Origin of the sequence: Aeromonas sp. ASNIH4 (assembly GCF_002934425.1) — a bacterium.
GTDB lineage: Bacteria > Pseudomonadota > Gammaproteobacteria > Enterobacterales > Aeromonadaceae > Aeromonas > Aeromonas hydrophila.
The window spans coordinates 2,203,687-2,228,627 of sequence record NZ_CP026217.1 but is presented as its reverse complement, the minus strand read 5'-3'; the positions used below and the strand labels follow the sequence as shown (position 1 = coordinate 2,228,627).

Below are 24,941 nucleotides of genomic sequence, written 5' to 3'. Positions count from 1 at the left end.
ACTCCGATCACTTCTTTTCTCACCGTCCGAACACTCGACCAAACAGGCGGCGCAGTACGCCCCCCTTGATGACGTCGGTGCCATTGAGCTCATCCAGCCGCTGCTGGATCCGGCCGAACAGGGTATCCGGCATATCCGGCTCACCGGCAACACAACCAGTCAGCAGCTCGATGGCCTCTTCCACATGATCCACCGGATGGATATGGAATTGGCTGGCTTCGACGGCTGCAATCACCTCATCGGACAGGTTGAGTTGCTGGGCATTGGTGCCGGGCAGCAGGATCCCCTGTTTGCCGGTGAGACCGTGGATCTTGCAAACCCGGAAGAAGCCTTCAATCTTCTCGTTGACGCCACCAACGGCCTGCACATTGCCGAACTGATCGACCGCGCCGGTCACCGCAAAGTGCTGGTAGATGGGCTGGCGGGCGAGGGCAGAGAGCAGGGCACACAGGCCGGTCAACGAGGCGCTGTCACCATCGATCTCGTGATAGGACTGCTCGAACACCAGGTTGGCCGACAGCGGGGAAGGGTTCTCGGCACCGAACTTGTTGGAGAGATAACCGTGGATGATCATCATCGCCTTGGCGTGGATATGACCCGCCAGCTCCGCTTTGCGCTCGATGTCCGCCACATCGCCATCACCCAGATGCACGGTGGCGGTGAGTCGCACCGGCTCGCCGAAATCATAGGGATGCCCCGAGACCTGGATGACGGAGAGGCCGTTGATCTGGCCCACTTCCTCACCGTCGGTCTGCAGCAGGATCTGGCCGTCGATGACGCCTTGGTCGGACTGCTCGACCAGATAGTTGAGGCGGTAATCCTGCTCTTCCAGTGCACCGCGAATGTGCTCGTCGGTGACGACGTCCGCTTCTAGCTCGCGTGCCAGGCTGTCGGCCATCCGCATGATGGCAGAAAGTTGCACCTCGGAGAGTGACAGCCACTCCTGGTGGTCGCACAGCCGGCTGGCGTGGCGGCAAAGGGCGGCGAGGGCGGCCGGGGTGAAGTCCAGCAGCTCCCAGCGCTCGCGCAGCCAGGCCAGATACTGAAGATAATCGGGCAGATCCTCTTCGATGTTCACCTCGGAGACCAGATCTGCGCGCAGGAAGATGCGCTCGGACATGTCGCGGTCCAGCATCTGGAACTCGGCCACATCAAGACGATCGCCGACCAGGATCAGCTTGAGCTTGATGGGGGTGGCTTCCGGGGTGAAGAAGGGGGTCAGGGTTTTACCTTCCTGATAGGCGTTCCAGTCCAGCTCACCTTTTTGCATCGCATTCTTGAGCTTGAACCAGAGATGGGGCTGATCCAGCAGCTCATCCAGCTGCAAAATCAGATAGCCACCGTTGGCCTGACGCAGCAGACCCGGCTCCAGCAGGTGCTGGTTGGCATAGACCGAACCTTGCTCGGTCTGATAGTTGATGGAGCCAAACAGGGTATCCCAGTTCAAATCACGCCCATAGATGACAGGCGCTTCCTGCTCTTCATGGTGGATCAGCAGGTTGATGAGTACCGGGTGTTGAAACTCGAGCCCTTGAGCCACGTGCGCCGCCAGATCGGAGAGGAAGTCATCGATCTTGGGATCGTTGTTCTGTTTGCGCATGATGCGGGTGACCAGGCGCTCGGCATCCAGATGATGGCTCATCAGCTTGAGCAATTCACCGACCATTTCACAGAACTCGAAGCCGGTGCCGGGTTGCAGGCGCAGCCAGATGGGCTTGAACGGGTTGTTCAGATTCTCGGTGTAGCAGAGATCGAACAGGTCACCGTCCTTGCCATTGGAAGCGGCAATCAGCGTCTGGCAAACGCCTTCATAATCCACTCCGGGAAAACCGTTGAGCAGCATGACCGGGCAGTCGCCATCAAAACTGGCGAGACGCTTGATGCCGGAAATAGCTCTGGGTTGCAAGGCGGCAAAGGGAATGGGTTCGAGCTCGCTGAGGGCAGGAAACTGTTCAATCGAAAAAACAGGTTTTAATTGTTCTGATGTTAATTCAGCCACTTAAGACATCCGGTCGGAGATAGGATCAATTGTTGCCATTATACACAGTTCAATAGGTGGTGACAGGAAACAAGATAGTTAATTTAACATAATATACATTATGCGCGGTGTTGGGTTATGGAAGAATCCGGAGTGATGCCGTTTAAAAAACGCAGCATCACAGCCATGCTCCTGAACTTCTCTCTTCGTTATCTCTCATCTTGAAAGGCCTAGTCGTGCAACCGATCCAGCGGTTTGTGATTGGCACTTTCATGGCGCTCGCTGTTGCCGGTGTGCAGGTATTTGGAGGTGGTATCGATGCTGTCGTGGCCGGCATCGGCTTGTACATGTGATAACGGCCGTCCGTTGAGATTGATGTCGTGGGTGATGCCGGTATGACGAATGGAGTGTGGTGTCAGGTTGCGCATCTCGGCGCCGTCCTGCACAAACCCATCTTTTTCTGCCAACTCGGCGGCGGTCTGGATGACGCTCATCACCAGGTCACGCAGCTGGCGGATCCCGAGGTTGGCGTTGAGCTCGCCTTGTTCCCGGCCGTGTGCCGCAGCCTTGTGGCGCACAAACAGCGGAGTCTGCTCATCGGGTGCCGGCAATGGTGAGAGACCGAGAAACGTCCGATAGCGTTTGAGGGCCTCGAGCAAGGCATGGGATACTGCCACGGTGCGGCGCTTGCCACCTTTGCTGCGAGGAATGAAATAGCCCCAGACGCCGGTTTTTCCATCACGGCGAAACTGACCCATGACGGGGGTAAACCCTGGCCTTGCTGCTACTTCCGAGATCCGCAGGTAACAGGCGTACATCAGGCTTATCAGGAAGCGGCTGCGCTCGTGCTGCTCGGGTGATTCGGCGGCTAGCAGGTCGGCTGCCTGCATCACATAGGACCACTGCAGCTCGCTGAAGGCCTGGCCATGGTCGTCCGACTCCTGCTGCATTGACCGCTTCACCCGTTGCAGTAACAGCGCCGGGTTGCGGTCCATGTACTCCTCCTGGATCAAGAACTGGAAGAAGGCAGACAGAATGGCGAGCTTGGTCTTCATGGCCTGTTCGCTGAGGCGGTATGGCAACTCGCGACCCAGCTCCCGCTTGCCAAGGAAGGGTCGCCATTGGGGATTGGGCAGTCGTTCTCCCCACTCCTTGTCGAGCACGAACTGGGCTACGTTGCGATAGGCAATCAGGGCCGCTGGCGGCGCCTGACAGTAATCGAGATAGCGCATCATGATGCGCCGGGTCAGATCCTTGGGGCTGATGCGCATTTCACCGAAGCACCAATGTAAAAACGTGGTCAGCTCGCTGCGATAGGTTTTGTAGTTGTTCTCGCTGTTGCGCTGCTCCAGCAGCCAGTCGACGGCGAGCTCGTAGACCAACCCGGCATCGGGCACATCGTTGAGGCTGAGGTTGGCAAGATATTGATTGACCTGAGGGTTGCCCGCCTCCAGGTAGGCCAGACCATCGAACAGCGGCATGGCGGGTGGAAGTAACATAGTGGTCATGATGATGCTTGTGGATGAGAGACTCGGCTCGGGGCCTGCGTGATGGTGATGCCGATAAATGGGGTTATCGGCATCACGCTGGAATGAAACGTCGATGCTGTACAGCGAACAGCATCACCATCAACAGCTGATGCTGCATAGTGTATTTATTCAATGGATATGCACCTTGGTTGGAAAATTCTCGGGGTAAATATCCATATAAACGCTTTAAAATTCTCATTAATGCATAAGTTGAGGCTGTTTTCATGCTGTGACAGGCAGCCTCCCCCGTGTCGTCCTCACGCTACACGCTTGAGGGATTTGTCTTTTGGCTTGCCCGCCTCGCTTTGCTCTTCTTGCGGCTCCGACTTGCCGCTCCCCTGCCCCTTGGCTCCGCGCAGCACGTTTTGCAGCAGATCGCGCTGCTCGGCCAGGTAGAAGGCCAGACTCTCTTGCTGCTCCGGTTCAAGGCGAACGGGCGCGCCCGCCAGCAAATGCATCAACTCATCGGCAGTGTCCAGCAGCTTGTCATAGGCATCGGCCTCTTTCTTGCTGGCAAAGGTCATCTTCTCCATTCCCCCACGCACCACAACATATTTGATCTCAACGGCCATCGCGGCGTCCTCCTTCTGATAGTGAATACAAGTATATGTATGGATATACAGTATTGCAAATAACCCCATGCAGAAGTGCTTTATTGCCGCGCCGGCTGATGATTGCGCGTTTGCCATCACATTGATGAAAGGGTCATTTGACTTCCATGCCAGACTGGTCGGATGATTGGTCCATGACGATCACAAAGCAACTACTGATCCTGCTGCTGGTTGAGGTGACGCTCCTTGGGGGCATCGCCCATCTGGTCATCGGCCTCTCGCCGCCGCTCTCCATCCTGTTCGTGGTGGTGGCCCTGTTGGGACTGCGCACCCTGGTGGTGCTGCTGACCTGGGGCTTTTCCCGCTTCTACCCGGTGCCAGCCATCGGCTGGCGAGAATGGTTGCCCATGGTGGGGCGAGAGATTGCGGCCTACCTGCTGACCTTCACCTGGTTGCTGCCGTTCGAGCGCTGGCTGATGGCGCCCGACAGGCTGACGCCCTCCCCCCTGCCCCTGCTGCTGATCCACGGTTATGGTTGCAGTCGCGGCATCTGGCGGGTGCAACGAGCCAGACTGGAGGCTGCCGGTTACACGGTAGCGACCGTCACCCTGACCCCTCCCTTCGGACATCTCGACGACATGGTGCCGCTCTTGGCCAAGCGCATCGACGAGGTGTTGGCCGCCACCGGTGCGTCGCAGCTGGTACTGATCGGCCACAGCATGGGCGGGCTGGTGTGCCGCGACTACCTGGCGGTGGCGGGTGGTGACAAGGTGGCCCAGCTCATCACCCTGGCCACTCCCCATCAGGGTAGCCAGCTAGCTACCCTGGGACTGGGCGACAATGCCCGCGAGATGGAGCCCGGCTCTGGCTGGCTGCAGCGCTTTGCCGCCGTGCCGCTCTGCGTGCCCGGGGTCTCGGTGCGCACCAGCCACGACAACTTCGTGCTGCCCCAGTCACGCCAGCGACTGGATGGCATGGAGGACGTGGAGCTTGCCGCCCTCGGCCACCTCTCCCTGCTCTACTCCCGCCGTACCACGGCCTTGTTGTTGACCCTGCTCTCCCGCCCGCAGCCGCAAATGAAAAGGGCCTGATTGCGCAGGCCCTTTTCGTTTTTGCTACCTCAGTTCGTTGTCGCTCCCCCTAGAAGTGGATCCCCTTGATCAGGGTGGAGACCGCCATCTGATCCGCCGACGCTTTGGACTCGTTGCCCTCCTTGGGGTCGGAGAAGGTGCGGAAGCTGGTGTTCATGATCACCTGGGCCACTCGCGGCGCCAGGGCATGGATCACCTGGCCGAACACTCCGAGCCGGGTGGCCAGTCGTACGTGCTTGTTGATGATGGTGTCGCACACCAAATCGGCGGCCTCTTCCGGCGTCATCATGGGCACCTGTTCATACACCTTGGTGGGCGCCACCATGGGAGTTTTCACCAGCGGCATGTTGATGATGGAAAAGTTGACCCCCTTGTCGGCAAACTCGGAGGCGGCGGTGCGCACCCAGGCATCGAGCGCCGATTTCGAGGCGACGTAGGCGGAGAAGCGCGGCGCATTGGTCAGCACACCGATGGAGGAAATGTTGATGATGTGGCCCTTCTTCTTCTCGATCATGGTGGGCAGCAGTCCCATGATCACCTTGAGGGTGCCGAAGTAGTTGAGCTGCATGGTGCGTTCGAGATCGTGGAAGCGATCGAAAGAGTCCTCGATGGCGCGGCGGATGGAGCGACCGGCATTGTTGATGAGGATGTCCACCCCGCCGTGCTCGGTCACGATCTGGCGGGTGATCGCCTCCCCTTGGGCGAGATCGGCCAGATCCCCCTGATAGACCTGCAGGGTCAATCCCAGCTCGGCAAACTCGGCCCGGGTCTCGGCAATCTTGTGCTCGTCCCGGGCGATGGTCAGTACCTTGGCCCCCGCCTCGGCCAGTTTTCTCGCCGTGGCCTTGCCGATGCCGGAGGTGGCGCCGGTGATCAGCACCACCTTGCCCTCGACCCGGCCGCGCAGGGTACGATCGATAAACAGCTCGGGGTCGAGGTGACGTTCCCAGTAATCCCACAGTCGCCAGGCATAGCTGTGCAGCGGCGGCACTTCGATGCCGGTCCCCTTCAGCACTCGCTGGGTTTCGCGGTTGTCGAAGCGGGTGGGATAGTTGATGAGCCGGAAGATGTCCTTGGGCAGCCCCAGATCGGCAATCGCCGCATCGCGAATGCGCCGCACCGGCGTCAGCGCCATCAGCATGGTCATCAGATGGCGGGGAATGAAGCTGAACAGGGCCGCATTGATGCGAATGGCGGGCTCAGGGGCATGGGCGGCGCGGGAGAAGGTGCTCAGCATGTCGCCGACCCGCATGGGGTGGGAATCGGTCAGGTGGAACGCCTTGTTGTCCTCCCCTTCCAGGTGGGCGATGTGATCGATGGCATCCACCACGAAGTTGACCGGCACCAGGTTGATGCGTCCCCCTTCGACCCCGATGGCGGGCATCCAGGGCGGCAACATGCGGCGCAGCTTCTGGATGGTCTTGAAGAAGTAATAGGGGCCGTCCACCTTGTCCATCTCGCCGGTGTTGGCATCACCGACCACTATGCCGGGTCGATAGATGCGCCAGGGCAGCGTGCTCTCCTTGCGCACGATCCCTTCGGCTTCGTGCTTGGTCTGGAAATAGGGCATGTCGAGGTGTTCGGCCTCATCGAACATGTCTTCCCGAAACAGGCCGTCGAACAGACCGGCCACCGCGATGGAGCTGCAGTGATGGAAGCAGCGGGCCTGGAGCCGCTCGGCCAGTTGCAGGGCCTGACGGGTGCCTTCGGCATTGACCTGCTGCTGAATGCCCGCCTTGGCGTTGAGATCGTAGATGGCGGCGAGATGCAGGAAGTGGTCGATCTTGCCGATGAGAGACTCCAGCTCGGCACTGCCCACGCCGAGCAGCGGGTGGGTCATGTCGCCGACCACGGGGATGGCGCGATCCGCCTCAACCCCCCAGTAAGCCAGCAGATCGGGTACCCGATCGAGATGGGCTGCACGCATCAAGAAATGCACCCGGCTATTCGGGCGCTGCAGCACTTTTTTAATCAGCCGGCGACCGATAAAGCCGCTGCCCCCCGTGATGAAATAGTCCATGGTATTTATATCCCTTACTGATTGGGCTGTTAGTTGCTGTTAGATATATCACGCTTTAACGCAAAATATTCATTCGAATATCATTCTTCGTGACCCAGACCAAAATTACCAGGGTTGCTTGTTCCGTTATTAGGTAGAACCCTCTATTTTTTCTCCATAGACTGAGGATGAAAGCCAAGTAATGCCACAACGAATATATCAAGGTTGTTGTCATTACCATCATCTATATCACGAGCAAGGAGATTGTCATGGCCAAAAAATTGAAAGCACTGGCAAGTTCGGTGACCGACAACCAACTCACCTCCACCATCAAGGAGTCCACCCAGCAGATCTGGTTGGCGGGTCTGGGTGCCTATGCCAAAGCCCAGGAAGAAGGCGGTAAAATCTTCGAAGCCCTGGTGCAGGAAGGGGAAGCCCTGCAAACCCGTACCCGCCAGAGTGCAGACGAGAAGATCGCTGCCATGACCGACAAGACGGCCGGGACTTGGGGACGTCTGGAGCAGGTATTCGAGGATCGCGTGGCCCGCGCCGTCGCCAGCCTCGGCATCCCGACCCGCAAGGACATCGACAAACTCTCCAAGCGCATGGCTGAGCTGACCGAGGTGGTACAACAGCTGATCGATGCCCAGGACCTGGATGACGTTGCCCCGGCTGACGAGGCCAAGCCTGCCGCCGCTGCAGCCAAAAAGCCGGTTGCAGCCAAAAAGCCGCCGGTCAAGAAAGCCGCCGCCCCCATCGCCAAGGTGAAGGAAGAGGTGAAAGCACTGGCAACGGAAGTGGAGAGCGTGGCCAAAGAGGTCAAGGAGAAGAGTGAAACCACGCTCTTCTGATCCACTGACTGGCTTGTTCTGATTGCGTAATGATCCACCGGCCCATGCCCTCTGCTGGGCCGGTTTTGCATGAGAAGGGAGGCAAATCATGAGCACGATTGCGGTTGCCCTCGCCGGCGGGGGACCTCTGGGGGGGATCTACGAGATCGGAGCCTGCGCCGCCCTGGCCGACAGCATCAAGGGGCTGCGTTTCGAGCAGGCCGATATCTATGTGGGGGTGAGCTCGGGAGCGGTGATCGCCTCGGCGCTGGCCAACGGCATCTCGCCGGACAAGCTGGTGCGGATCCTGTTAAGCGATGACACCGGCGAGTTCTTCGACCCCTCCACCCTGCTGCGTCCCGCCTTCGGGGAATATTTTGACCGGCTCACCTCGCTGCCGCCGCTGGTGCTGACCTGTCTGGCCGACTATCTCTCCTCGCCCTGGAACAAGAGCCTGCTCGGCTCTTTGCAGGGGTTGTCCCGAGCGATCCCGACCGGCATGTTCGACAGCCGCGGAGTGGATCGGATCCTCACCCAGTTTTTCTCCCGCCCCGGTCGCAGCAACGACTTTCGTGAGCTTGCCAGCCGGCTGTTCGTGATCGCTACCGAGCTCGATACCGGCCGCGCGGTGGCCTTCGGCAGCCCGGGGCTGGATCAGGTGCCCATCTCCGCCGCGGTACAGGCCTCGGCCGCCCTGCCCGGTCTGTTCCCGCCCTCGCTCATCGATGGCCGCTACTACGTGGACGGGGCGCTGATCAAGACGCTGCACGCCTCGGTGGCGCTGCAGGAGGGGGCCGACCTGGTGTTTTGCATCAACCCGCTGGTGCCCTTTGATGCGGGACTGGCCAGCGAACATCCCGCCAAGCTGGTGGACCGCGGTCTGCCGGTGGTGCTGGCCCAGACGTTTCGCGCCATCATCCACTCGCGCATGCACGTGGGGATGGATCGCTACAAACACCAGTATCCCGACGCGGATGCCCTGCTGTTCGAACCCTCCTCGGCGGACGGCGAAATGTTCTTTACCAATGTGTTCAGTTACCGGGATCGGCGCCATCTGTGCGAGCACGCCTTCCAGCATACCCGCCAGGATCTGTGGCGGCGACGGGCCGAGCTTGGCCCCATCCTCGCCAGACATGGGCTGGAACTGGATCTGGGCGCGTTGGCCGATGAACAGCGTTCCCTGCTGACCCCGGGCACCGGCTCGGTGGCGGCGCTGGATGCCTCTTTGACCCAGCTGCAGCACTGGCTGACCCGCCGCTATGGCGGCAAGGGTCGTCGGCAATCGAAGGAGTAGCATGGACTGCAAACCCAAGCGGCGCACGCGGGATCGCATCCTGGCCACCGCCCTCGCCCAGTTCAACCTGCTGGGCGAGCCGACCGTCACCACCTCCGCCATCGCGGCCGAGCTGGAGATGAGTCAGGGCAACCTCTATTACCACTTTCACAACAAGGAGGAGATCGTCAACGCCCTGTTCGGCGAGTTCGAACAGGAGATGGCCCACCTGCTCGATACCATTACTCCGCCATTGAACGAGGCGGAGGACATCTGGTTCTTCTTGCACCTGATGTTCGAACTCATCTGGAAGTACCGTTTTTTCTACTACGACATCAGCACCCTGATGAGCGGCAACCACAAGGTGGAGTTGCGCTTCTCGGCTCTGCTGCGGCGCAAGGAGCAGACCGCCGCCGCCATCTGTCACAGCCTCTGGCGCAGCGGCCTGCTGCAAGGCGATGAGACGCAGGTGACAGCGCTGGCCGCCAACATCGCGCTGGTCGGGACCTTCTGGATCTCCTACCAGCGGGCGCTGCATCCGCGGGCCGATGCCGACATCGCGCTCGGGGTGTTTCAGGTGATGCAGCTGGTGGCCCCCCGGCTACGAGCCGATGCCCGCGCCGATCTGGATGCCATCGCCACCCATTATCAGCCCGCCACCACGGCGAGCTGACAGCATCGTGTATTTGATTGTGTTTTTAACAGGGAGAATCATATGACCACTTCACAGCCCAAATTGTCCGATTTCACCCCCTTCCCCTGGCCGGACGCGGCCTATGACTATGCCGGGGAGCGCCTTGAACAGCATTGGGAGCGGCTGCACCAGGGGGATGCCGAGCCCTGGCCCGAAGATGAACAAGTGCAGGAAGCCTGGCGCGCCTATCACGCCGGTGATTTCGCCCGTGCCGTCAGCCTGGGGCTGGGCGCCGGCGAGGAGGGCCTCAACGTGGCAAACAAGGCGCTGGTGATCCACGCCAGCTACCTGCTGGATGACAAGTATGCCAAGCGCGAAGCGTTCGAGCTGGCCGCCAGCAACGCCGAGAAGTTGCAAAAGCGCCAGCCGGGCAACGTCAATGCCTGGTACTTCCACGCCCTGGCGCTGGGTCGCTACAGCCAGGTGATCTCGGTCTCCAAGGCGCTCTCCATCGGCATCGGTGACAAGATCAAGAGCAGCCTGGAGCAGGCGCTGGCCCTTGAACCTGATCACGCGGAAGCCCATATCGCCTTCGGTGCCTGGCATGCGGAGATCATCGACAAGCTGGGCGCCATGATCGGTGGCATCACCTACGGCGCCAAGAAGGATGAGTCCGAGCGTCACTTCAAGGCGGCGCTGGCCATCATCCCCCACTCCGCCATCGCCCGCATGGAGTTCGCCAACGCCATGGTGATGATGCACGGCAAGAGCAAGATGGCGGCCGCCGAAGCGCTCTACGGCGAGGCCGCCGCGTGCGAGCCGCTGGATGCCATGGAGCGGCTCGACGTGGAAGCCGCCCGCGAGGAGCTGGCGGACGAGTAAGGTGCCATTGCCGCAATGAAAGAGGCCAACCCCCGGGTTGGCCTCTTGTCTTTCAAACCTCTTTTCTTGCCGGCGCCTTCTCTTGCAGGAGTAGCGCGGTCAGCCGTGCAGCAGCTGATCCAGCATGTCGGGATCGTAGATCAGGTCCGGCTCCATCAACACCACCAGCAGCAACTGCTCAAACTCCACGGCGAAGCGCTCGACGATGAGATCCGGGTCTGGCACCCGTTTCTTGTCGGTGATGAGGCCGAGCTGCACCTTGTTGTCATAGGAGAGAATGGAGACGCCGACCGCGATGTCGCCGGCCTGGGGCACCCAGAACAGCGGCTGACGCAGGCGGGCGCCGGCCAGATAGAGGGTCTGCTGCGGGCCCGGCACGTTGGTGATGACCGCGCTGGCCTTGGCTGAGAGGATGTCGATGGCCTGCTGCTGCACTGCCTTGGGCGCCATGCCCATCACTTCCAGCAGGTTGAGCACCACCGCCGGCTGCAGGGAGGACTTGAGCGCCTGCATCCGATCCCGCACCGCATAGAGCCGCTGCAGCGGGTGCTCGATGTTGAGGGGCAGATCCAGCGCCACCAGCCCGAAGCGATTGCCAAGTGCCCCCTTGTCGTCCGGGGCGCGCATGTTGACCGGCACCAGCGCCCGGATGTCGATGTCGGTCTGGTCGCCCTGCTCCAGCAGGTAGTGGCGAAAGGCGCCGGCGGTGGCGGCGATCAGCAGATCGTTGACCGAGCAGCCGAGCACCCGCCCTACCGCCTTCACGTCCGGCAGCGGGATCTGTTCTGACCAGGCTACCCGTTTGGTGCTGCCGGTCTCCCCCTTGAGCCGGGTATTGGCATCGTCGGAGAGGGTGGCGATGGTGTAAAGCTCGGCGGTCACGTCCCGGCTGGTCTTGAGGTAGTCCATCGCCTTGGTGGGATGGGTCAGCACCTCGACGTACTTGGACCAGAGGGTGCCGGTCAGCTTGAGGCCGGCCCGCAACAGGCGACTGCCCTGCTGATCGTGCTCCTCGTCGCCGTCGTCGTTGGCCACCGGCTCGGGTTGGGGTCTGGGGGGCGCCACCGGGCTCTCGTCCATCATGGTCAGCATGGCCCGCACCAGAGAGAAGCCGTCCCCCATGGCGTGGTGAAAACGCACCACCAGCGCCTGGCCGCCCAGAGAGGTATCCACCAGGTGCATCTCCCACAGCGGGCGCTGGTGGTTGAGCGGGGTGGAGGCAAAGTCGGCCACCAGCCGCTCCAGCTCGGTCTTGCCGGCCTTGCCTGGCAGGATCACCCGCTTGAGGTGCAGGTCGAGGTCAAAGTCGGGATCGGTGCGCCAGTAGTATTCGCCCCCTTCCAGGCTGGCCTTCTGCCCGAAGCGCGGCTGTACCCGAACTGTGTGCAGCAGGCTCTCCCGCAAGATGGCTTCATCCAGCTGACCGTCGAACATCAGCACGCCGACGATCTGCATCAAGTTGTTGGGCCGGTCCATCCGCAGCCAGGCGGTATCGACACAGGAGATGAGTTCACACACAGACATGTATTATCCCTATCGTTTCGCGTTATTTGTCTCCTGCCGTTTCATGAATTGGCTTGATCAGGAGTGAATGAACAAATAGCACTTATATGTTGGTGAAACTGCACGGCGATTAATTAAAGATGATGTTTCATGACAAAAATGGAGGCAATTTTCATGCCTCTTAAAATAAAACAAACAAAGTGTGCTCGGCCCTTTTAATAATAAATATCAGGCTGGGTAACGATAGTGGAATCGGTTATTTCATGATTGTTTCTTGCGCTGGATCAGTATTTATTGGCCCCATCAGCGCCGGGTTGGGCAAGGCAGGCGCTGATCGACGTATTCGAGGATCTCCTGCTCCAGCACGCTGCGCACCGGCAACAGCATCAGGCCGAGGCGCACCTCCAGCGACAGGGTATCGTCGGTGAGGAACAAAGAGCCGTTGACCCCGGCGCCACGAAACAGCAAGCGGGTCTCCTCCTCGTCTTCCCACTCGCAGTCGAGTTCGTACTCTTCGCTCATGTCCTGTGCAATGGCTTCGGCGGCCAGTCTGGCACCGGCGAGGCCGAGCGGGTGTTGGCGGCTGACCTGGATGGTCGACAGGCTGCTGCCGGCAAGGGGATCGTATAGAAACATGCTAACTCTCTGAGCGATGACAACATTTATTGATATTAAACACATGAATCAAACAAGTGAAAGCCATTTGCAACATTTTTGGGACTCACTTAACAAAGCCTGTTGAGTAAAAGCTCCATCGATTCCGCCTGGGCTGCCGCCGCGTTACACTGGGCCGGCAACACGTGACGAGCCTCGGCAAGGCGCCGCCTGTCGTCATGTCTATCCGTGACAGGCCATTGGAAACAGGTCAAGAGAGCCGCAGATGACCCAACAGCAACAACCATTCGATGACCCGCAACCGGATGAAGATAGTACCTTGGCGCGACTCTATCGCCAGCTCAACCGGGTAGCCGCGCTGCGCGAGCAGATGCGCACCCATCCGCAGGATCAGCAAGACAGGGACGCATTGCGCCAATGGCAGGCCGATCGGCTGGGGCGCACCCACCGCGATCTGCTGGAGAGCAAGCGCTACGGGCCGGCCGCGCAGTTCTTCCTGACTGACCTCTACGGGCCGGGGGACTGTGCCCGCCGGGATGCAGACGTGATGCGGGTGATGCCGACCGCCGAGCGACTGTTGCCGGAATCCGGTCTCAAGGTGCTGGCGCAGGCAATTGAACTCGATGCCCTCTCCGAGGAGCTCGACTACCTGATGGTGGTGGCGCTGCGTCGCAGTGGCCGCATGGCGCGGCTGAACGCCAAGTCCTATGCCCTCGCCTATCAGGAGGTGGGGGAAGAAGCGCGCCGCCGTCATCAGTTGCAACTGGTCAACGAACTGGGGATGACCCTGGATCGGCTGGCCAGAAAGCCGCTGCTCGGGGCAACCTTGAAGCTGGTATCGGGGCCGGCCCATCTGGCGGGACTGGGCGAGCTGTTTACCTTTGTCGAACGGGGTTACCGGGTGTGTCACCACATGGGACGAGCCAACGAGTTTCTCGAGACCATCGCCAGCCGCGAGAAGGCCATCATGCTGGCGCTGCTGGCAGGCGACGAGACTGTGCTGGATTGATCCTGGGAGCCAAGCGGGCAGACATGACAAAGCGGGCCGAGTGGCCCGCTTTTTGTTTATGGCAGTGCGCCGATAGGCGAGCGGTCAGATCACCAGCAGGTCCATGAAGGCGTGCACCGGGGTGGCGGCCAGTTGCTTGCTATCCTGGCAAAGGGCCAGGATAGCCTCGGACCGTTTGGCCGGGAAGCGGGTGGCCAGGTTGTGGCGGAACTTCTCTACCAGCAGCGGGATCCCCTCTTCGCGGCGGCGACGATGACCGACCGGGTACTCCACCTCCACCTTGGCGGTGTGGGTGCCGTCCTTGAAGAAGACCTGGATGGCGTTGGCAATCGAGCGCTTGTCCGCCTCCAGATACTCGCGGCTGTAGCGCTTGTCCTCCTGCACCACCATCTTGGCACGCAGCCCATCGATACGGGGATCGGCGGACACGGCGTCCTCGTAATCCTCGGCGATGAGGTGCCCGAAGATGAGCGGCACCGCCACCATGTACTGCAGGCAGTGATCCCTATCGGCCGGGTTGTTGAGGGCGCCGACCTTGCTGATGATGCGAATGGCCGACTCATGGGTGGTGAGCTCGATACGGTCGATCTCGTCGAGCCGTCCCTTCACCTGCTCGTGCAGCTTCATGGCGCACTCCACCGCCGTCTGGGCGTGGAACTCGGCGGGATAAGAGATCTTGAACAGCACGTTTTCCATCACATAGCTGGCGTACCCCTGATGCAGGGCGAACTGGTTGCCCTTGAACAGCACGTCGTAGAAGCCCCACTTGGGGGCAGTCAGAGCGCCGGGATAGCCCATCTCGCCGCTCATGGTGATAAGGGCGAGGCGCACCGCCCGGGAGGTGGCATCCCCCGCCGCCCAGCTCTTGCGCGACCCCGCATTGGGCGCATGACGGTAGGTACGCAGGCTCTGGCCATCGACCCAGGCCTGGGAGACCGCATCGATCACCTGATCGCGGCTGCCACCCAGCATGTGGGTCACCACGGCGGTACTGGCAACCTTCACCAGCACCACGTGATCGAGACCGACCCGGTTGAAGGAGTTCTCGAGCGCCAGCACCCCCTGGATCTCGTGGGCCTTGACCATGGCCGTCAGCACATCGCTCATGGTGAGCGGTGCCTTGCCTTCGGCCACCCGGGTACGGGAGAGCCAGTCGGCGGTGGCGAGGATGCCACCCAGGTTGTCGGAGGGGTGCCCCCACTCGGCGGCCAGCCAGGTGTCGTTGTAATCGAGCCAGCGAATGATGGCACCGATATCCCAGGCCGCCTTGACCGGGTCGAGACAGAGCTGGGTGCCGGGAACCCGGGCGCCGAAGGGCACGACGGTGCCCGGCACGATGGGACCGAGGTGCTTGGTGCACTCTGGAAAACGCAGGGCCAGCAGGCCGCAGCCCAGGGTATCCATCAGGCAGTAACGGGCGGTATCGAGGGCGGCCTGGCTGGTAATGGGGTGATTGCAGACGTAATCGGCAATATCGACCAGCACCTGATCGGGGTCTGGTCTGTGGTTGACGTCGACGTTGGCGGACATCGTGACTTCCTTATCGTTGTTGTGAATGAAACAGGGTGATGAAACGGCGCCCTGCCCGCCCGCTGGCGCGCATCGACCCCGGTGCTGCCGGGGTCGGGTGAGGCAAGGGAGTGACAGGGCTGCCCATGTTTATCGCTGCTGCAGCGAGACGAAATGACGGGGCGCCGGGCCGACATAATCGGCGCTCGGGCGGATGATCCGGTTGTGTTCGCGCTGCTCCATCACGTGGGCGCACCAGCCGGTGACCCGCGAGCAGACGAAGATGGGAGTGAACAGCTTGGTCGGGATCCCCATGTAGTGATAGGCGCTGGCGTGGAAGAAGTCGGCGTTGGGGAAGAGTTCTTTTTCTTCCCACATCACCTTCTCCGCCTCGCAGGAGACGCGGTATAGCCGGTCATCGCCCACCGCCTCGGCCAGCTTGGCCGACCACCCCTTGATGATGACGTTGCGCGGATCCGAGGTGCGATAGACGGCGTGGCCAAAGCCCATGATCTTCTCTTTGGCCGCCAGCTTGGCCAGCAGCTCGCGCCGCGCCTGGGCCTCATCCAGCCAGGGTTCGATCATCGCCATGGCGGCCTCGTTGGCCCCGCCATGGAGCGGGCCGCGCAGGGTGCCGATGGCCGCGGTGACACAGGAGAACATGTCAGATAGCGTCGAGGCGCAGACCCGCGCCGCGAAGGTGGAGGCGTTGAACTCATGCTCGGCGTAGAGAATGAGGGAGACGTGCATCACCCGGCGCTCCAGCTCGCTCGGCGCCTTCTGGTGCAGTAGTGCCAGGAAGTGGCCGCCGATGCACTCTTCGTCGGTGTCGAGGGGGATGCGTACTCCGTCGTGGCTGAACTTGTACCAGTAGAGGAGAATGCCCGGGAAGGCGGCCAGCAGCCGATCCGCCACCTCGTGCTCGTGTTCGAAGCCATCTTCCGGCTCCAGATCGCCGAGCATGGAGCAGCCGGTGCGCAGCACATCCATGGGATGGGCGTCGGCGGGAATGAGCTCGAGCACCTCCAGCAGGGCGGCAGGCAGGGTGCGCAGACTGCGCAGCGTCCGCTTGTAATCCTCGAGCTGCTGCTCGTCCGGCAGCTCGCCCTTGAGCAGCAGGTAGGCGACCTCTTCGAACTGGGCGCCATCGGCCAGCTCCTGGATGTCATAGCCGCGATAGGTAAGCCCGGTGCCGCTCTTGCCCACGGTGCAGATGCTGGTCTCCCCTGCGCTCTGGCCACGCAGGCCGGCGCCACCCAACGGTTTTTGCTGTCCCATTGCCTTTCCTCCTAGTCCCTGGATGTAAACAGACGGTCCAGCGTCTGCTCGTAGTGGTGATAACCGAGGAAGTCGTAGAGCGACTCCCGGGTCTGCATGGTGTCGACGACGGCCCGCTGATGGCCATCTTGGCGAAGGTGCTGATAGACGTTGAGAGCCGCCTGATTGGCCGCCCGGCTGGCACTCAAGGGATAGAGCACCATATCGACACCGTGGGCGGCGAGCGCCTCCTTGTCGAACAGCTCGGTTTTGCCGAATTCGGTCATGTTGGCGAGAATGGGCACCCCGGCCGCCTGCTTGAACAGGTCATACTGACCGATCTCGGTCACCGCCTCGGCGAAGATCATGTCGGCCCCGGCGGCCACGTAGGCGGCGGCGCGCTCCAGCGCCGGGCCAATCCCCTCCACCGCCAGCGCATCGGTGCGGGCCATGATGACGAACTCCTTGTTCTCGCGGGCATCCACCGCCGCCTTGATGCGATCGCACATCTCCTCCTGCGAGACCACCGCCTTGTTGGGCCGGTGGCCACAGCGCTTCTGGGCCACCTGATCTTCCATGTGCACGGCGGCCACCCCGGCTCGCTCGAAGGCGCGCACGGTACGGGCGATGTTGAATGCCCCGCCCCAGCCGGTGTCGATGTCGACCAGCAACGGCACACGGGTGGCTGCGGTGATGCGCTCGGCGTCGATCAGTACGTCGTTGAGGGAGGTCATGCCGAGATCCGGCAGGCCATAGGAAGCGTTGGCAACGCCGGCGCCTGACAGATAAATGGCCTGAAAGCCGCTGCGCTCTGCCATCAGCGCCATGTAGGCATTGATGGTGCCGACGATCTGCAGTGGGCGTTCGTTGGCGAGGGCGGTGCGAAAACGCAGGCCTGCCGAGGGGGTAAGGCTGGACATCATGACTCCTTTCACTTGTCTGGTGAGACTATCTAATATCACGTTTACGTTAACGTCAATCATACTTTCGTGGCATGCCCCTGCCAGGCAAGACAGGACGCGGCTTTTAGGGTAAATTTCACCAATTCCTTCAACAGGTTGAATCGTAATGTCGGATCTCAATCCCGTGATCGTCTGCCCGGCTTGCGACTTGCTGATCGAACGCAAGTTATTGCCGCTGAGGCGCCACGCCCACTGCCCCCGCTGTCACCAGCATCTGTACGGGCGCTATGCATTTCGTCCCTCCCAATTGATGGCGCTGACCATCACCGGCTTCCTGTTGCTCCCGTCCGCCTTCTTCGAACCGCTGATCTACCTGCGCCTGGCCGGCGTCAACTCGGACGCCAACCTGCTCAAGGGCATCATGGTGCTGCTGCTCGAACACGAGATCTGGGTGGCGGGGCTGGTGTTCTGGTGCGCCGTGCTGGCGCCGGTGGGCTTGCTGCTCGGGATCTTTGCGCTGGCCTCGGGCCTTGCCAAACGCTGGCACATACTGGCGCCGACCCTGAAGGCGGTGGAGGTGTTTCGTCACTGGGCCATGCTGGAGGTCTACATCGTCAGCCTGCTGGTCGCCCTGTTCAAGCTGATCGACATTGCCGACGTGCGTCTCGGCGGCGGTCTGTTGAGCCTGGGGATCCTGATGCTGCTCAACCTGACCCTGCTGATCCTGTTTGACCCGGCTCCCTACTGGGAGCGAGTACCGCTGGAGGAGCCGGACCATGTCTCAGACCAGCGCCCGTGAACTGGGGCTCTGCCGCTGCCACACCTGCGGCCTGCTGGTACGCTTTCAGGCGGGCAGCGTCTGCCCCCGCTGTCACAGCCGGCTGCAGGTGCGCATCCCCCACTCCCTGGCCTGGTCCTGGGGGTTGCTGGCGCTGGCCAGCTTCATGTTGTTGCCCGCCAACCTGCTGCCCATCACCCATTTCTACAACAAGGGATTGTTGCAGTCCGACACCATCTTCAGCGGTATCATGATGCTCTATCGCAGCAAGATGTCGGGCATCGCCACCATCGTCCTCACCGCCAGCATCATAGTGCCGGTGGGCAAGATCCTGGGGCTGGGCTGGATCTGCTGGCAATTGCAGCGAACCAAGCCGGTGCGGCGCAAACGCCAGCTCATCATGTATCGCATCATCGATTTCATCGGCCGCTGGTCCATGCTGGACCTGTTCGTCATCTCGCTGATGGTGGCCCTGGTGGATCGCGGCGTGCTGCTCAACGTACGGGCCGGTCCCGGCGCCACCGCCTTTGCCGGCGTGGTGGTGCTGACCATGATGTCGGCTCGCATGCTGGATACGCGCCTGCTGTGGGACAAGGCGGCCCGTTAGGGTCGGCCATCACATATGCCTGAAATTGTTTGTTTTTATCTGAACTGCTGTTTATCTCAGCCAATTAAGGAGTCGGTATGATCGGGGCTGAACCCGTCATTGAGAAGCGTCGCTGGTTGTCACCCGTCTGGTTGCTGCCCTTTATCGCCCTGTTGCTGGCGGGGGGCTTCATCTACCAGCAGTTTGCCAGCAGTGGCCAGCTGATCCGCATCAACTTCGCCCAGGGCAACGGTATCCTGCCGGGCAAGACCCAGGTGCGCTATCAAGGGGTCGCCATCGGGGTGGTGCAGGAGCTGGAGCTGGCCGAGGATGGCCGCAAGATAGCCGTGCTGGCCAAGATTGACAGCCGGGCCCGCCCGCTCATCCGCAAAGGCTCGGACTTCTGGTTGGTGAGCCCCAAGGCGTCGCTCACCGAGATCTCCGGCCTCGATACCCTGGTCTCCGGCAACTACATCAACCTGCAGCCCGGGCGGGACAACAACCCGCTGCAGGAGGAGTTCGACGCGCTGGACGGCCCTCCCCCCGGTTATCAGGCCCAGGGGCGGATGCTGCACCTGACTGCCGATTCGCTCGGCTCGGTCGGCATCGGCGCCAAACTCTATTTTCGCGGCATCGAGGTGGGCAGCGTCATCAATACCCGCCTTGGCGAAGAGAACCAGAACGTGATCCTGGATCTGGTGATCGAGCCGCGTTTTGAGCACCTCATCAAGGCCGACACTCGCTTCTGGAACATCAGCGGCATCAAGGGCTCCTTCAGCCTGGCCGGGGTCAATGTGGAGGCCGGCAGCCTCACCTCCATCCTGAGCGGCGGCATCGCCTTCGACTCTCCCAAGGACTCTCCGGAGCCGGAGAAAGGCCAGGTCTTTACCCTCTACAAAGGCTTGGCCGAGGCGGCCCGCGGCGAGCGAATTGACATCCAGGCGGGGGACCTACCCATCAAGGAGGGGATGCCCATCCTGTTCGAAGGCATCGAGATCGGCCGCATCGACCCCATTCGCCTGACCGACAAGGGCCGGGTGGTGACCGCGCTGATCAACCCGGAGCAGGCGTTTCGGATCACCGGCAACAGCCGTCTGGTGTGGGAGAGCGTCTCCCTCGGCGCCGGTGGTATCAAGCATGCGGATCGCCTGCTGGCGGGCCCGGCCATTCGTCTCGACTATGTGGCGGGCGAGCGGGTGAAGGCCATGACCCTGAGCAGCAAAGAACAACCGGGTGGCATCAAGCTGGTGCTACAGGCCGACGATCTCGCCGGCCTCAACGAGGGGGCGCCGCTCTGGTACAAGGGCTTGCAGGTGGGCCAGATCAGTCAGCTCATCCTGGATGGCGGCGGCAACGCCAGCGTGGCCCTAGTCGTGCAGAGCCAGTATCAGCATCTGCTCAACCGGGCCCGTTTCTATCGGGCGGCGCCGCTGCAGATCGATGCCGATCTGAGCGGCATCAAGGTGGAAACCAGTCCGGCCAGCGCCTGGATCGGTGGTGGCATCAAGCTGGTGCAAGCGCCGGCCGGCGAGCGGGTCAACCGACTCTATCCCAGCCAGGAGCTGGCCCTGCTCGGTACCCGGGATGCCAAGCCCCGTCGCTGGATGTTGAAGGCGGAGCAGGCTGATGGCATCGGCATCGGTTCCCCCGTGCTCTATCTGGGGCTTGAAGCAGGCAAGGTCAATGCGCTGCGCGCCGCCAAGGAGGGGGTGGAGATCGAACTTGAGATCGCCGGTGTCTATGCCCCTCTGCTGGAGCAGCAGCCGCAATTCTGGAAAAAGCCGGCGCTGGATACCCGGGTGCGGGTGGATGGCGTGCAGGTCAAGGTGGGGAACCTCGCCACCCTGCTGCGCGGCGCCATCGAATTCGATCGGCTTGGCACGGGCCGCAGCAGTCACCAGCTGTTTGACAGCAAGGAGCAGGCCAAGGCCAAGGTACGGACCCTCTCCCTGGTGGCTGACAGCAACCCGGGACTCGGGGTCGGCAGCCCGATCCGCTACCGCGGGGTCGACATCGGCAAGATTGAACAGATTGAGCTGGAGCCGACCCTGGGTCAGGTGATCTTCAAGGCCGAGCTGGATGGCCAGTATGCCGCGCGCTTCCTGCAGTCTGGCGCCCGCTTTACCCTGGTCCAGGCCAAGCTGGGGCTGGGCGGCGTGGCCCACCTCGATACCCTGATCAAGGGCGCCTTCGTGGAGGCGCAGCCCGGTCAGGGCGCGGGCAAGGAGCGCTTCCCCCTCAGCCAAAGCGGCCCGGCCGGTCTGGCGCTCACCCTCAAGAGCGCGTCGGTCAACGGTTTGAGCGTCGGCAGCCCATTGCTGTTTCGCAAGATGGTGGTGGGCAGCGTGACCAAGGTAGCGCTGGCCCGCGATGGCAGCGAGGTGCTGATCGACGTCAACATAGAGCAGGAGTACGCCCATCTGGTGCGGGCCAACTCCCGCTTCTGGAATGTCTCCGGGGTCAAGGCGGATATCGGCCTGACCGGTGGCACCATCGAGGTGGAGACGGTGCAGAGCCTGCTCGCTGGCGGCATCGCCTTCAACACCCCGGAGAAAGAGATGGGGCCGACCGTCAAGGCTGGTCACAGCTACCCGCTGCATGCCAAGGCGGAGAAAGAGTGGCAGGAGTGGAGCCCCCGCATCCAGCCCTGATCGCTCCCCTCACCCACGCTCACTCAAGCCCGGCACTGTGCCGGGCTTGTTTTTACCCGCCGCGCTTTCAGAATATTCCTACCCTTGTGATAAGATGTCGCCCCTCTTTTTCGGTCAACGAGCTGCACCGTGCACGACAACACCTATCTTCCCGATCACTTCTTGCGCCATATCGCGGCCATCATGCCGGCGCACCTCTCCATGGATGAGTTCGTGGCCAGTTGTCGACGACCGCTACGTCGCAGCATCCGAGTCAACACCCTGAAGATATCGGTGGCGGCGTTTGTGGCGCGGATGCAACCGCTCGGTTGGCAACTCGATCCCGTGCCCTGGTGTGACACCGGCTTCTGGCTCAGCCGCGAAGACGAGAGCGTGCCCCTTGGCAACACTGCCGAGCATTTGAGCGGGCTCTTCTACATTCAGGAGGCGAGCTCCATGCTGCCGGTCACCGCCCTGTTTGCCTGCGAGCAGACCCGGCGCGACGGCATGTTGCTGGACGCGGCGGCGGCGCCCGGCTCCAAGACCACCCAGATCGCGGCCCTGATGAACAACCAGGGCATGCTGGTTGCCAACGAATACTCCAGCAGCCGGCTCAAGGTGCTCAGTGCCAATCTGCAGCGCTGCGGCGTGACCAACGTGGGCATGACTCATTTCGATGCCAAGGTCTTCGGCCAGTGGTTGCCGGAAACCTTCGATGCCATCCTGCTCGACGCCCCCTGCTCCGGCGAGGGTACGGTGCGCAAGGATGAAGATGCCTTGCGCAACTGGAGCATCGAGAGCATCGACGAGATTGCGGCGGTGCAGCAGGGATTGTTGGAGAGTGTCTTTCATGCCCTCAAACCGGGCGGCGTGCTGGTCTACTCCACCTGTACCTTGAGCCTGCAGGAGAACCAGGCTGTTTGTCAGTCACTGTTGGACAAGTTTGGCGATGCGTTCAGCTTTGACTCGCTGGCCGATCTCTTCCCCGCTGCAGAGCAGGCCTGCACGCCGGAAGGATACCTGCACGTTTGGCCCCAAATCTTCGACAGTGAAGGCTTTTTCGTTGCCAGATTGCGTAAGCACCACTCCGTGCCCAACACCATGTTCAAGCCGGGCAAGCTCGGGAAATTCCCCTTCTCGCCGCTGCCGGCCAAGGAGTCCGAGCCCATGCTGCGCGAGATTGAGGCCGCCTTCGGGGTCGTGCCGCAGGGAAATCTGTTTGGCCGCAGCGAGGAGATCTGGCTCTTCCCCCAGCTGTTCGAACAGGTGCAGGGCAAGCTGCGTTTCGATCGCATCGGGCTGAAACTGGCGGAGACCTTCAAAAAAGGTTACCGGCTGACCCATGAGTGGGCGCTGGCCTATGGCGACGGCGCGAGCAAGGGATTCGTCGAGCTCGGCATTGCTGATGCACGGGAGTTCATGATGGGGCGGGATGTGTGGCCGGAGCAAGCCGCCGGCACTGGCGAGGTGATTGTCCGTTATCAGGGTCATACCCTGGGCATGGGGAAATGGGTGGGCAGCCGGGTCAAGAATGCCCTGCCCCGCGAGCTGGTGCGCGACAACAATCTGTTCGTGTAGCGAGTGTTGTCGGAGCAGGAAAACCCACACTCCGGTTGAACCTTTGCGTGGATCTTGAAAAGCCTCGAGCCTTGTCTAAGCTTAAGGCTATCCGAACACCAGTTAGCGCACGGCTCTGCAAGGAGCCAATTCCCCTATGCCAGGTACAAGGAATTCGTACCTGGCTTTTTTTAGGTTCTTCGCGGGATCTTGGGGAAGTGGAAGTTGACAGACAGGGTGCTGGTAAACTGGCTGTCTCCAAACACACCACCACCATCACCCTGCTGTCGCCGTGCATCATATTGATATTGCCTCCTTCTGGCCAGGTTATACCGTCATCGCCCAAGCGCTTTCTGCCAACCATCACACCCTGTTTACCCTTGAGCCTCGCGCCGACTTCTTGCCCCGTTGTCGCCGATGCCTGCAACCCACGCCATTGATCCACGACCAACGTATCCGCCGGGTGCGTGAGCGAGACCTATTTGACCGACAAGTCTGGTTACAACTGCCTGTTCGCCGCGTCGACTGTCTGCGCTGTGGTCGCGTCAGTGAACATATCGACTGGCTCCCCTCTGGCTCCCGCCTCACCCGGCGCATGCAGTGCTGGATTGAAGCGCTCGTTCAGTACCTCCCCATCCGCCATGTCAGCCAGCTCACCGGGGTCGGTTGGCACACCATCAAGGAGATCGACAAGCGCCGTTTGCAGACCAGTGTGGGCACCATCGAACTTGGGGAGGTGCGGCGGCTGGTGATGGATGAGTTTGCCCTGCACAAGGGACACCGCTATGCCACCGTGATCATGGATGCCGAGCGAACCCGCGTCCTGTGGGTGGGGCACGGCAACAGCCGGGCCGCTATCCGTCCCTTCTTCGAGCAGCTCGGCGAGCGATGCCAGCAGATTGAAGCGGTGGCGATGGACATGAACACGGCGTTCGACCTGGAGGTGAAGCAACACTGCCCGCAGGCGGAGGTGGTCTACGACCTGTTCCACGTGGTGGCTCGCTATGGCCGAGAGGTGGTGGACCGGGTGCGAGTGGAGCAGGCGAATGCACTGAAAAGCGATAAACCGGCGCGAAAAGTGGTCAAAAGTGCGCGTTGGTTGCTGCTACGTAATCGGGCGAAGTTGAGTGAAAAACAGGATGTGAAGTTGCAGGAGCTGTTGGCGGCGAATCAACCGCTGGCGATGGTGTACGTGCTGAAAGAGGGGTTGAAGGGCATCTGGTATGCGCCGAGCGTGTGGGAAGGATGGCGACGATGGCGGAGCTGGATGCGGCAGGTGAAGGAAAGCGGGCTAGCGCCGCTGCAACGATTTGGTCGAAATTTATCGAAATATATGCGGGGGATCCTGGCGAGTGCAAACTACCCGATGCACACGAGTGTGCTGGAAGGGGTGAACAACAAGATCAAAGTGATAAAGCGTATGGCATATGGATTTAGGGACTCAGAATACTTTTTTCTGAAAATCAAGGCGGCCTTCCCCGGAAAGCCGCGATGAACCTTTTTTTATGCTCGCCGTTCGCATCTAGCAATGAAGCATCATGCTGCCGGTGCGTTTACGCGAGCACCTCTGCCGGCTCTGGTACTTCGACATGCAGCGCAGTTTGTTCCTGTTCAAGCTCATGTTGATAGAGCAGATCGATGGCCTGCTCGATGAGAGAGGCCTGGCTGTCTTCGAGCTGCGACCCCAGCATGGCCAACCGTTCGGCGTGGCGATTGCTGATCCAGCATTGCAATCGGCTGTGAGTTTCCTGTTTGCGTTTCACGTGCTGGCGCTGGCGCTCGGCGTTGTCTTGCGCACTGTTCACTTTCATTTCCTGACTCATATCAC

General features: G+C 61.3%; 21 protein-coding genes. 11 read left to right on the top strand and 10 right to left on the bottom strand.

Annotation, left to right across the window (positions count from 1 at the left end; genetic code table 11):
- Positions 1 to 19: 19 nt before the first annotated feature.
- From C2U40_RS10225 to C2U40_RS10215, 3 genes are all read right to left on the bottom strand, one after another.
- Entirely contained in the window at positions 20 to 1,999 is a 1,980-nt protein-coding gene (locus C2U40_RS10225) for a Lon protease family protein (RefSeq protein ID WP_103826876.1), read from the bottom strand.
- A gap of 209 nt (positions 2,000 to 2,208) precedes the next feature.
- Positions 2,209 to 3,486, bottom strand: coding sequence for a tyrosine-type recombinase/integrase (locus C2U40_RS10220; RefSeq protein WP_103826877.1), 1,278 nt, complete (start codon positions 3,484 to 3,486; stop codon positions 2,209 to 2,211).
- Positions 3,487 to 3,764: 278 nt separating this feature from the next.
- A complete protein-coding gene (locus C2U40_RS10215; protein WP_103826878.1) occupies positions 3,765 to 4,079 on the bottom strand; it encodes a YebG family protein in 315 nt (104 codons plus the stop codon).
- A gap of 173 nt (positions 4,080 to 4,252) precedes the next feature.
- Between C2U40_RS10215 and C2U40_RS10210 the strand changes: the two genes are divergently transcribed.
- Entirely contained in the window at positions 4,253 to 5,149 is an 897-nt protein-coding gene (locus C2U40_RS10210) for an esterase/lipase family protein (RefSeq protein WP_181014697.1), read from the top strand.
- A 49-nt stretch (positions 5,150 to 5,198) separates the two neighbouring features.
- Here the strand turns inward: C2U40_RS10210 and C2U40_RS10205 are convergent, their stop codons facing one another.
- Positions 5,199 to 7,169 (bottom strand): SDR family oxidoreductase, encoded by a 1,971-nt coding sequence (locus tag C2U40_RS10205; protein WP_103826880.1) that lies wholly within the window; start codon positions 7,167 to 7,169, stop codon positions 5,199 to 5,201.
- A gap of 248 nt (positions 7,170 to 7,417) precedes the next feature.
- Between C2U40_RS10205 and C2U40_RS10200 the strand changes: the two genes are divergently transcribed.
- The 4 genes from C2U40_RS10200 to C2U40_RS10185 all read left to right on the top strand — a co-directional run bounded on the left by C2U40_RS10200 (position 7,418) and on the right by C2U40_RS10185 (position 10,767).
- On the top strand, positions 7,418 to 7,999 hold the full coding sequence (locus C2U40_RS10200) for a phasin family protein (RefSeq protein ID WP_024945221.1): 582 nt from the start codon (positions 7,418 to 7,420) through the stop codon (positions 7,997 to 7,999).
- A gap of 88 nt (positions 8,000 to 8,087) precedes the next feature.
- The gene (locus C2U40_RS10195; protein WP_103850973.1) at positions 8,088 to 9,272 is read left to right on the top strand and encodes a patatin-like phospholipase family protein; all 1,185 of its coding nucleotides are present in this window, start codon (positions 8,088 to 8,090) and stop codon (positions 9,270 to 9,272) included.
- A gap of 1 nt (position 9,273) precedes the next feature.
- Positions 9,274 to 9,924, top strand: coding sequence for a TetR/AcrR family transcriptional regulator (locus tag C2U40_RS10190; RefSeq protein ID WP_016350698.1), 651 nt, complete (start codon positions 9,274 to 9,276; stop codon positions 9,922 to 9,924).
- Between the two features lie 42 nt (positions 9,925 to 9,966).
- Positions 9,967 to 10,767, top strand: coding sequence for a hypothetical protein (locus tag C2U40_RS10185; protein WP_103826882.1), 801 nt, complete (start codon positions 9,967 to 9,969; stop codon positions 10,765 to 10,767).
- Between the two features lie 99 nt (positions 10,768 to 10,866).
- Here the strand turns inward: C2U40_RS10185 and C2U40_RS10180 are convergent, their stop codons facing one another.
- Positions 10,867 to 12,291: a wax ester/triacylglycerol synthase family O-acyltransferase gene (locus C2U40_RS10180; protein ID WP_103826883.1), complete on the bottom strand. Its 1,425-nt coding sequence runs from the start codon at positions 12,289 to 12,291 to the stop codon at positions 10,867 to 10,869.
- A 282-nt stretch (positions 12,292 to 12,573) separates the two neighbouring features.
- Positions 12,574 to 12,951 (bottom strand): polyhydroxyalkanoic acid system family protein, encoded by a 378-nt coding sequence (locus C2U40_RS10175; protein ID WP_029303024.1) that lies wholly within the window; start codon positions 12,949 to 12,951, stop codon positions 12,574 to 12,576.
- 199 nt (positions 12,952 to 13,150) lie between these two features.
- On the opposite strand from C2U40_RS10175, the gene C2U40_RS10170 reads away from it, so the two are divergent.
- Positions 13,151 to 13,894 (top strand): FFLEELY motif protein, encoded by a 744-nt coding sequence (locus C2U40_RS10170; protein ID WP_103826884.1) that lies wholly within the window; start codon positions 13,151 to 13,153, stop codon positions 13,892 to 13,894.
- Positions 13,895 to 13,978: 84 nt separating this feature from the next.
- Here C2U40_RS10170 and C2U40_RS10165 read toward each other — a convergent pair whose 3' ends face one another.
- From C2U40_RS10165 to prpB, 3 genes are all read right to left on the bottom strand, one after another.
- Positions 13,979 to 15,424, bottom strand: a complete 1,446-nt coding sequence (locus C2U40_RS10165; RefSeq protein ID WP_103826885.1) for a bifunctional 2-methylcitrate dehydratase/aconitate hydratase — start codon at positions 15,422 to 15,424, stop codon at positions 13,979 to 13,981.
- A 129-nt stretch (positions 15,425 to 15,553) separates the two neighbouring features.
- Entirely contained in the window at positions 15,554 to 16,681 is a 1,128-nt protein-coding gene (gene prpC / locus C2U40_RS10160) for a bifunctional 2-methylcitrate synthase/citrate synthase (protein WP_103826886.1), read from the bottom strand.
- Positions 16,682 to 16,692: 11 nt separating this feature from the next.
- The gene (gene prpB / locus C2U40_RS10155; RefSeq protein WP_103826887.1) at positions 16,693 to 17,580 is read right to left on the bottom strand and encodes a methylisocitrate lyase; all 888 of its coding nucleotides are present in this window, start codon (positions 17,578 to 17,580) and stop codon (positions 16,693 to 16,695) included.
- A 148-nt stretch (positions 17,581 to 17,728) separates the two neighbouring features.
- Here prpB and C2U40_RS10150 point away from each other — a divergent pair, with 148 nt between their 5' ends.
- The 5 genes from C2U40_RS10150 (at position 17,729) to C2U40_RS10130 (ending at position 24,608) form a co-directional block, all read left to right on the top strand.
- Positions 17,729 to 18,361, top strand: a complete 633-nt coding sequence (locus C2U40_RS10150) for a paraquat-inducible protein A (RefSeq protein WP_103826888.1) — start codon at positions 17,729 to 17,731, stop codon at positions 18,359 to 18,361.
- Complete coding sequence (locus tag C2U40_RS10145) at positions 18,339 to 18,947, top strand: paraquat-inducible protein A (protein ID WP_103826889.1); 609 nt, start codon at positions 18,339 to 18,341, stop codon at positions 18,945 to 18,947. Before C2U40_RS10150 ends, C2U40_RS10145 begins: the two co-directional genes overlap by 23 nt.
- A gap of 77 nt (positions 18,948 to 19,024) precedes the next feature.
- Positions 19,025 to 21,577, top strand: a complete 2,553-nt coding sequence (locus tag C2U40_RS10140) for an MlaD family protein (protein ID WP_103826890.1) — start codon at positions 19,025 to 19,027, stop codon at positions 21,575 to 21,577.
- Positions 21,578 to 21,706: 129 nt separating this feature from the next.
- The gene (gene rsmF / locus C2U40_RS10135) at positions 21,707 to 23,134 is read left to right on the top strand and encodes a 16S rRNA (cytosine(1407)-C(5))-methyltransferase RsmF (RefSeq protein ID WP_103826891.1); all 1,428 of its coding nucleotides are present in this window, start codon (positions 21,707 to 21,709) and stop codon (positions 23,132 to 23,134) included.
- Positions 23,135 to 23,405: 271 nt separating this feature from the next.
- Positions 23,406 to 24,608 carry an ISL3-like element ISAeme19 family transposase gene (locus tag C2U40_RS10130; protein WP_081000878.1) on the top strand — a complete coding sequence of 401 codons (1,203 nt, stop codon included), beginning with the start codon at positions 23,406 to 23,408 and terminating at the stop codon, positions 24,606 to 24,608.
- A 58-nt stretch (positions 24,609 to 24,666) separates the two neighbouring features.
- On the opposite strand, the gene C2U40_RS10125 is transcribed toward C2U40_RS10130, so the two are convergent.
- Positions 24,667 to 24,936 carry a RepB family protein gene (locus C2U40_RS10125; RefSeq protein ID WP_103829131.1) on the bottom strand — a complete coding sequence of 90 codons (270 nt, stop codon included), beginning with the start codon at positions 24,934 to 24,936 and terminating at the stop codon, positions 24,667 to 24,669.
- Positions 24,937 to 24,941 lie beyond the last annotated feature (5 nt).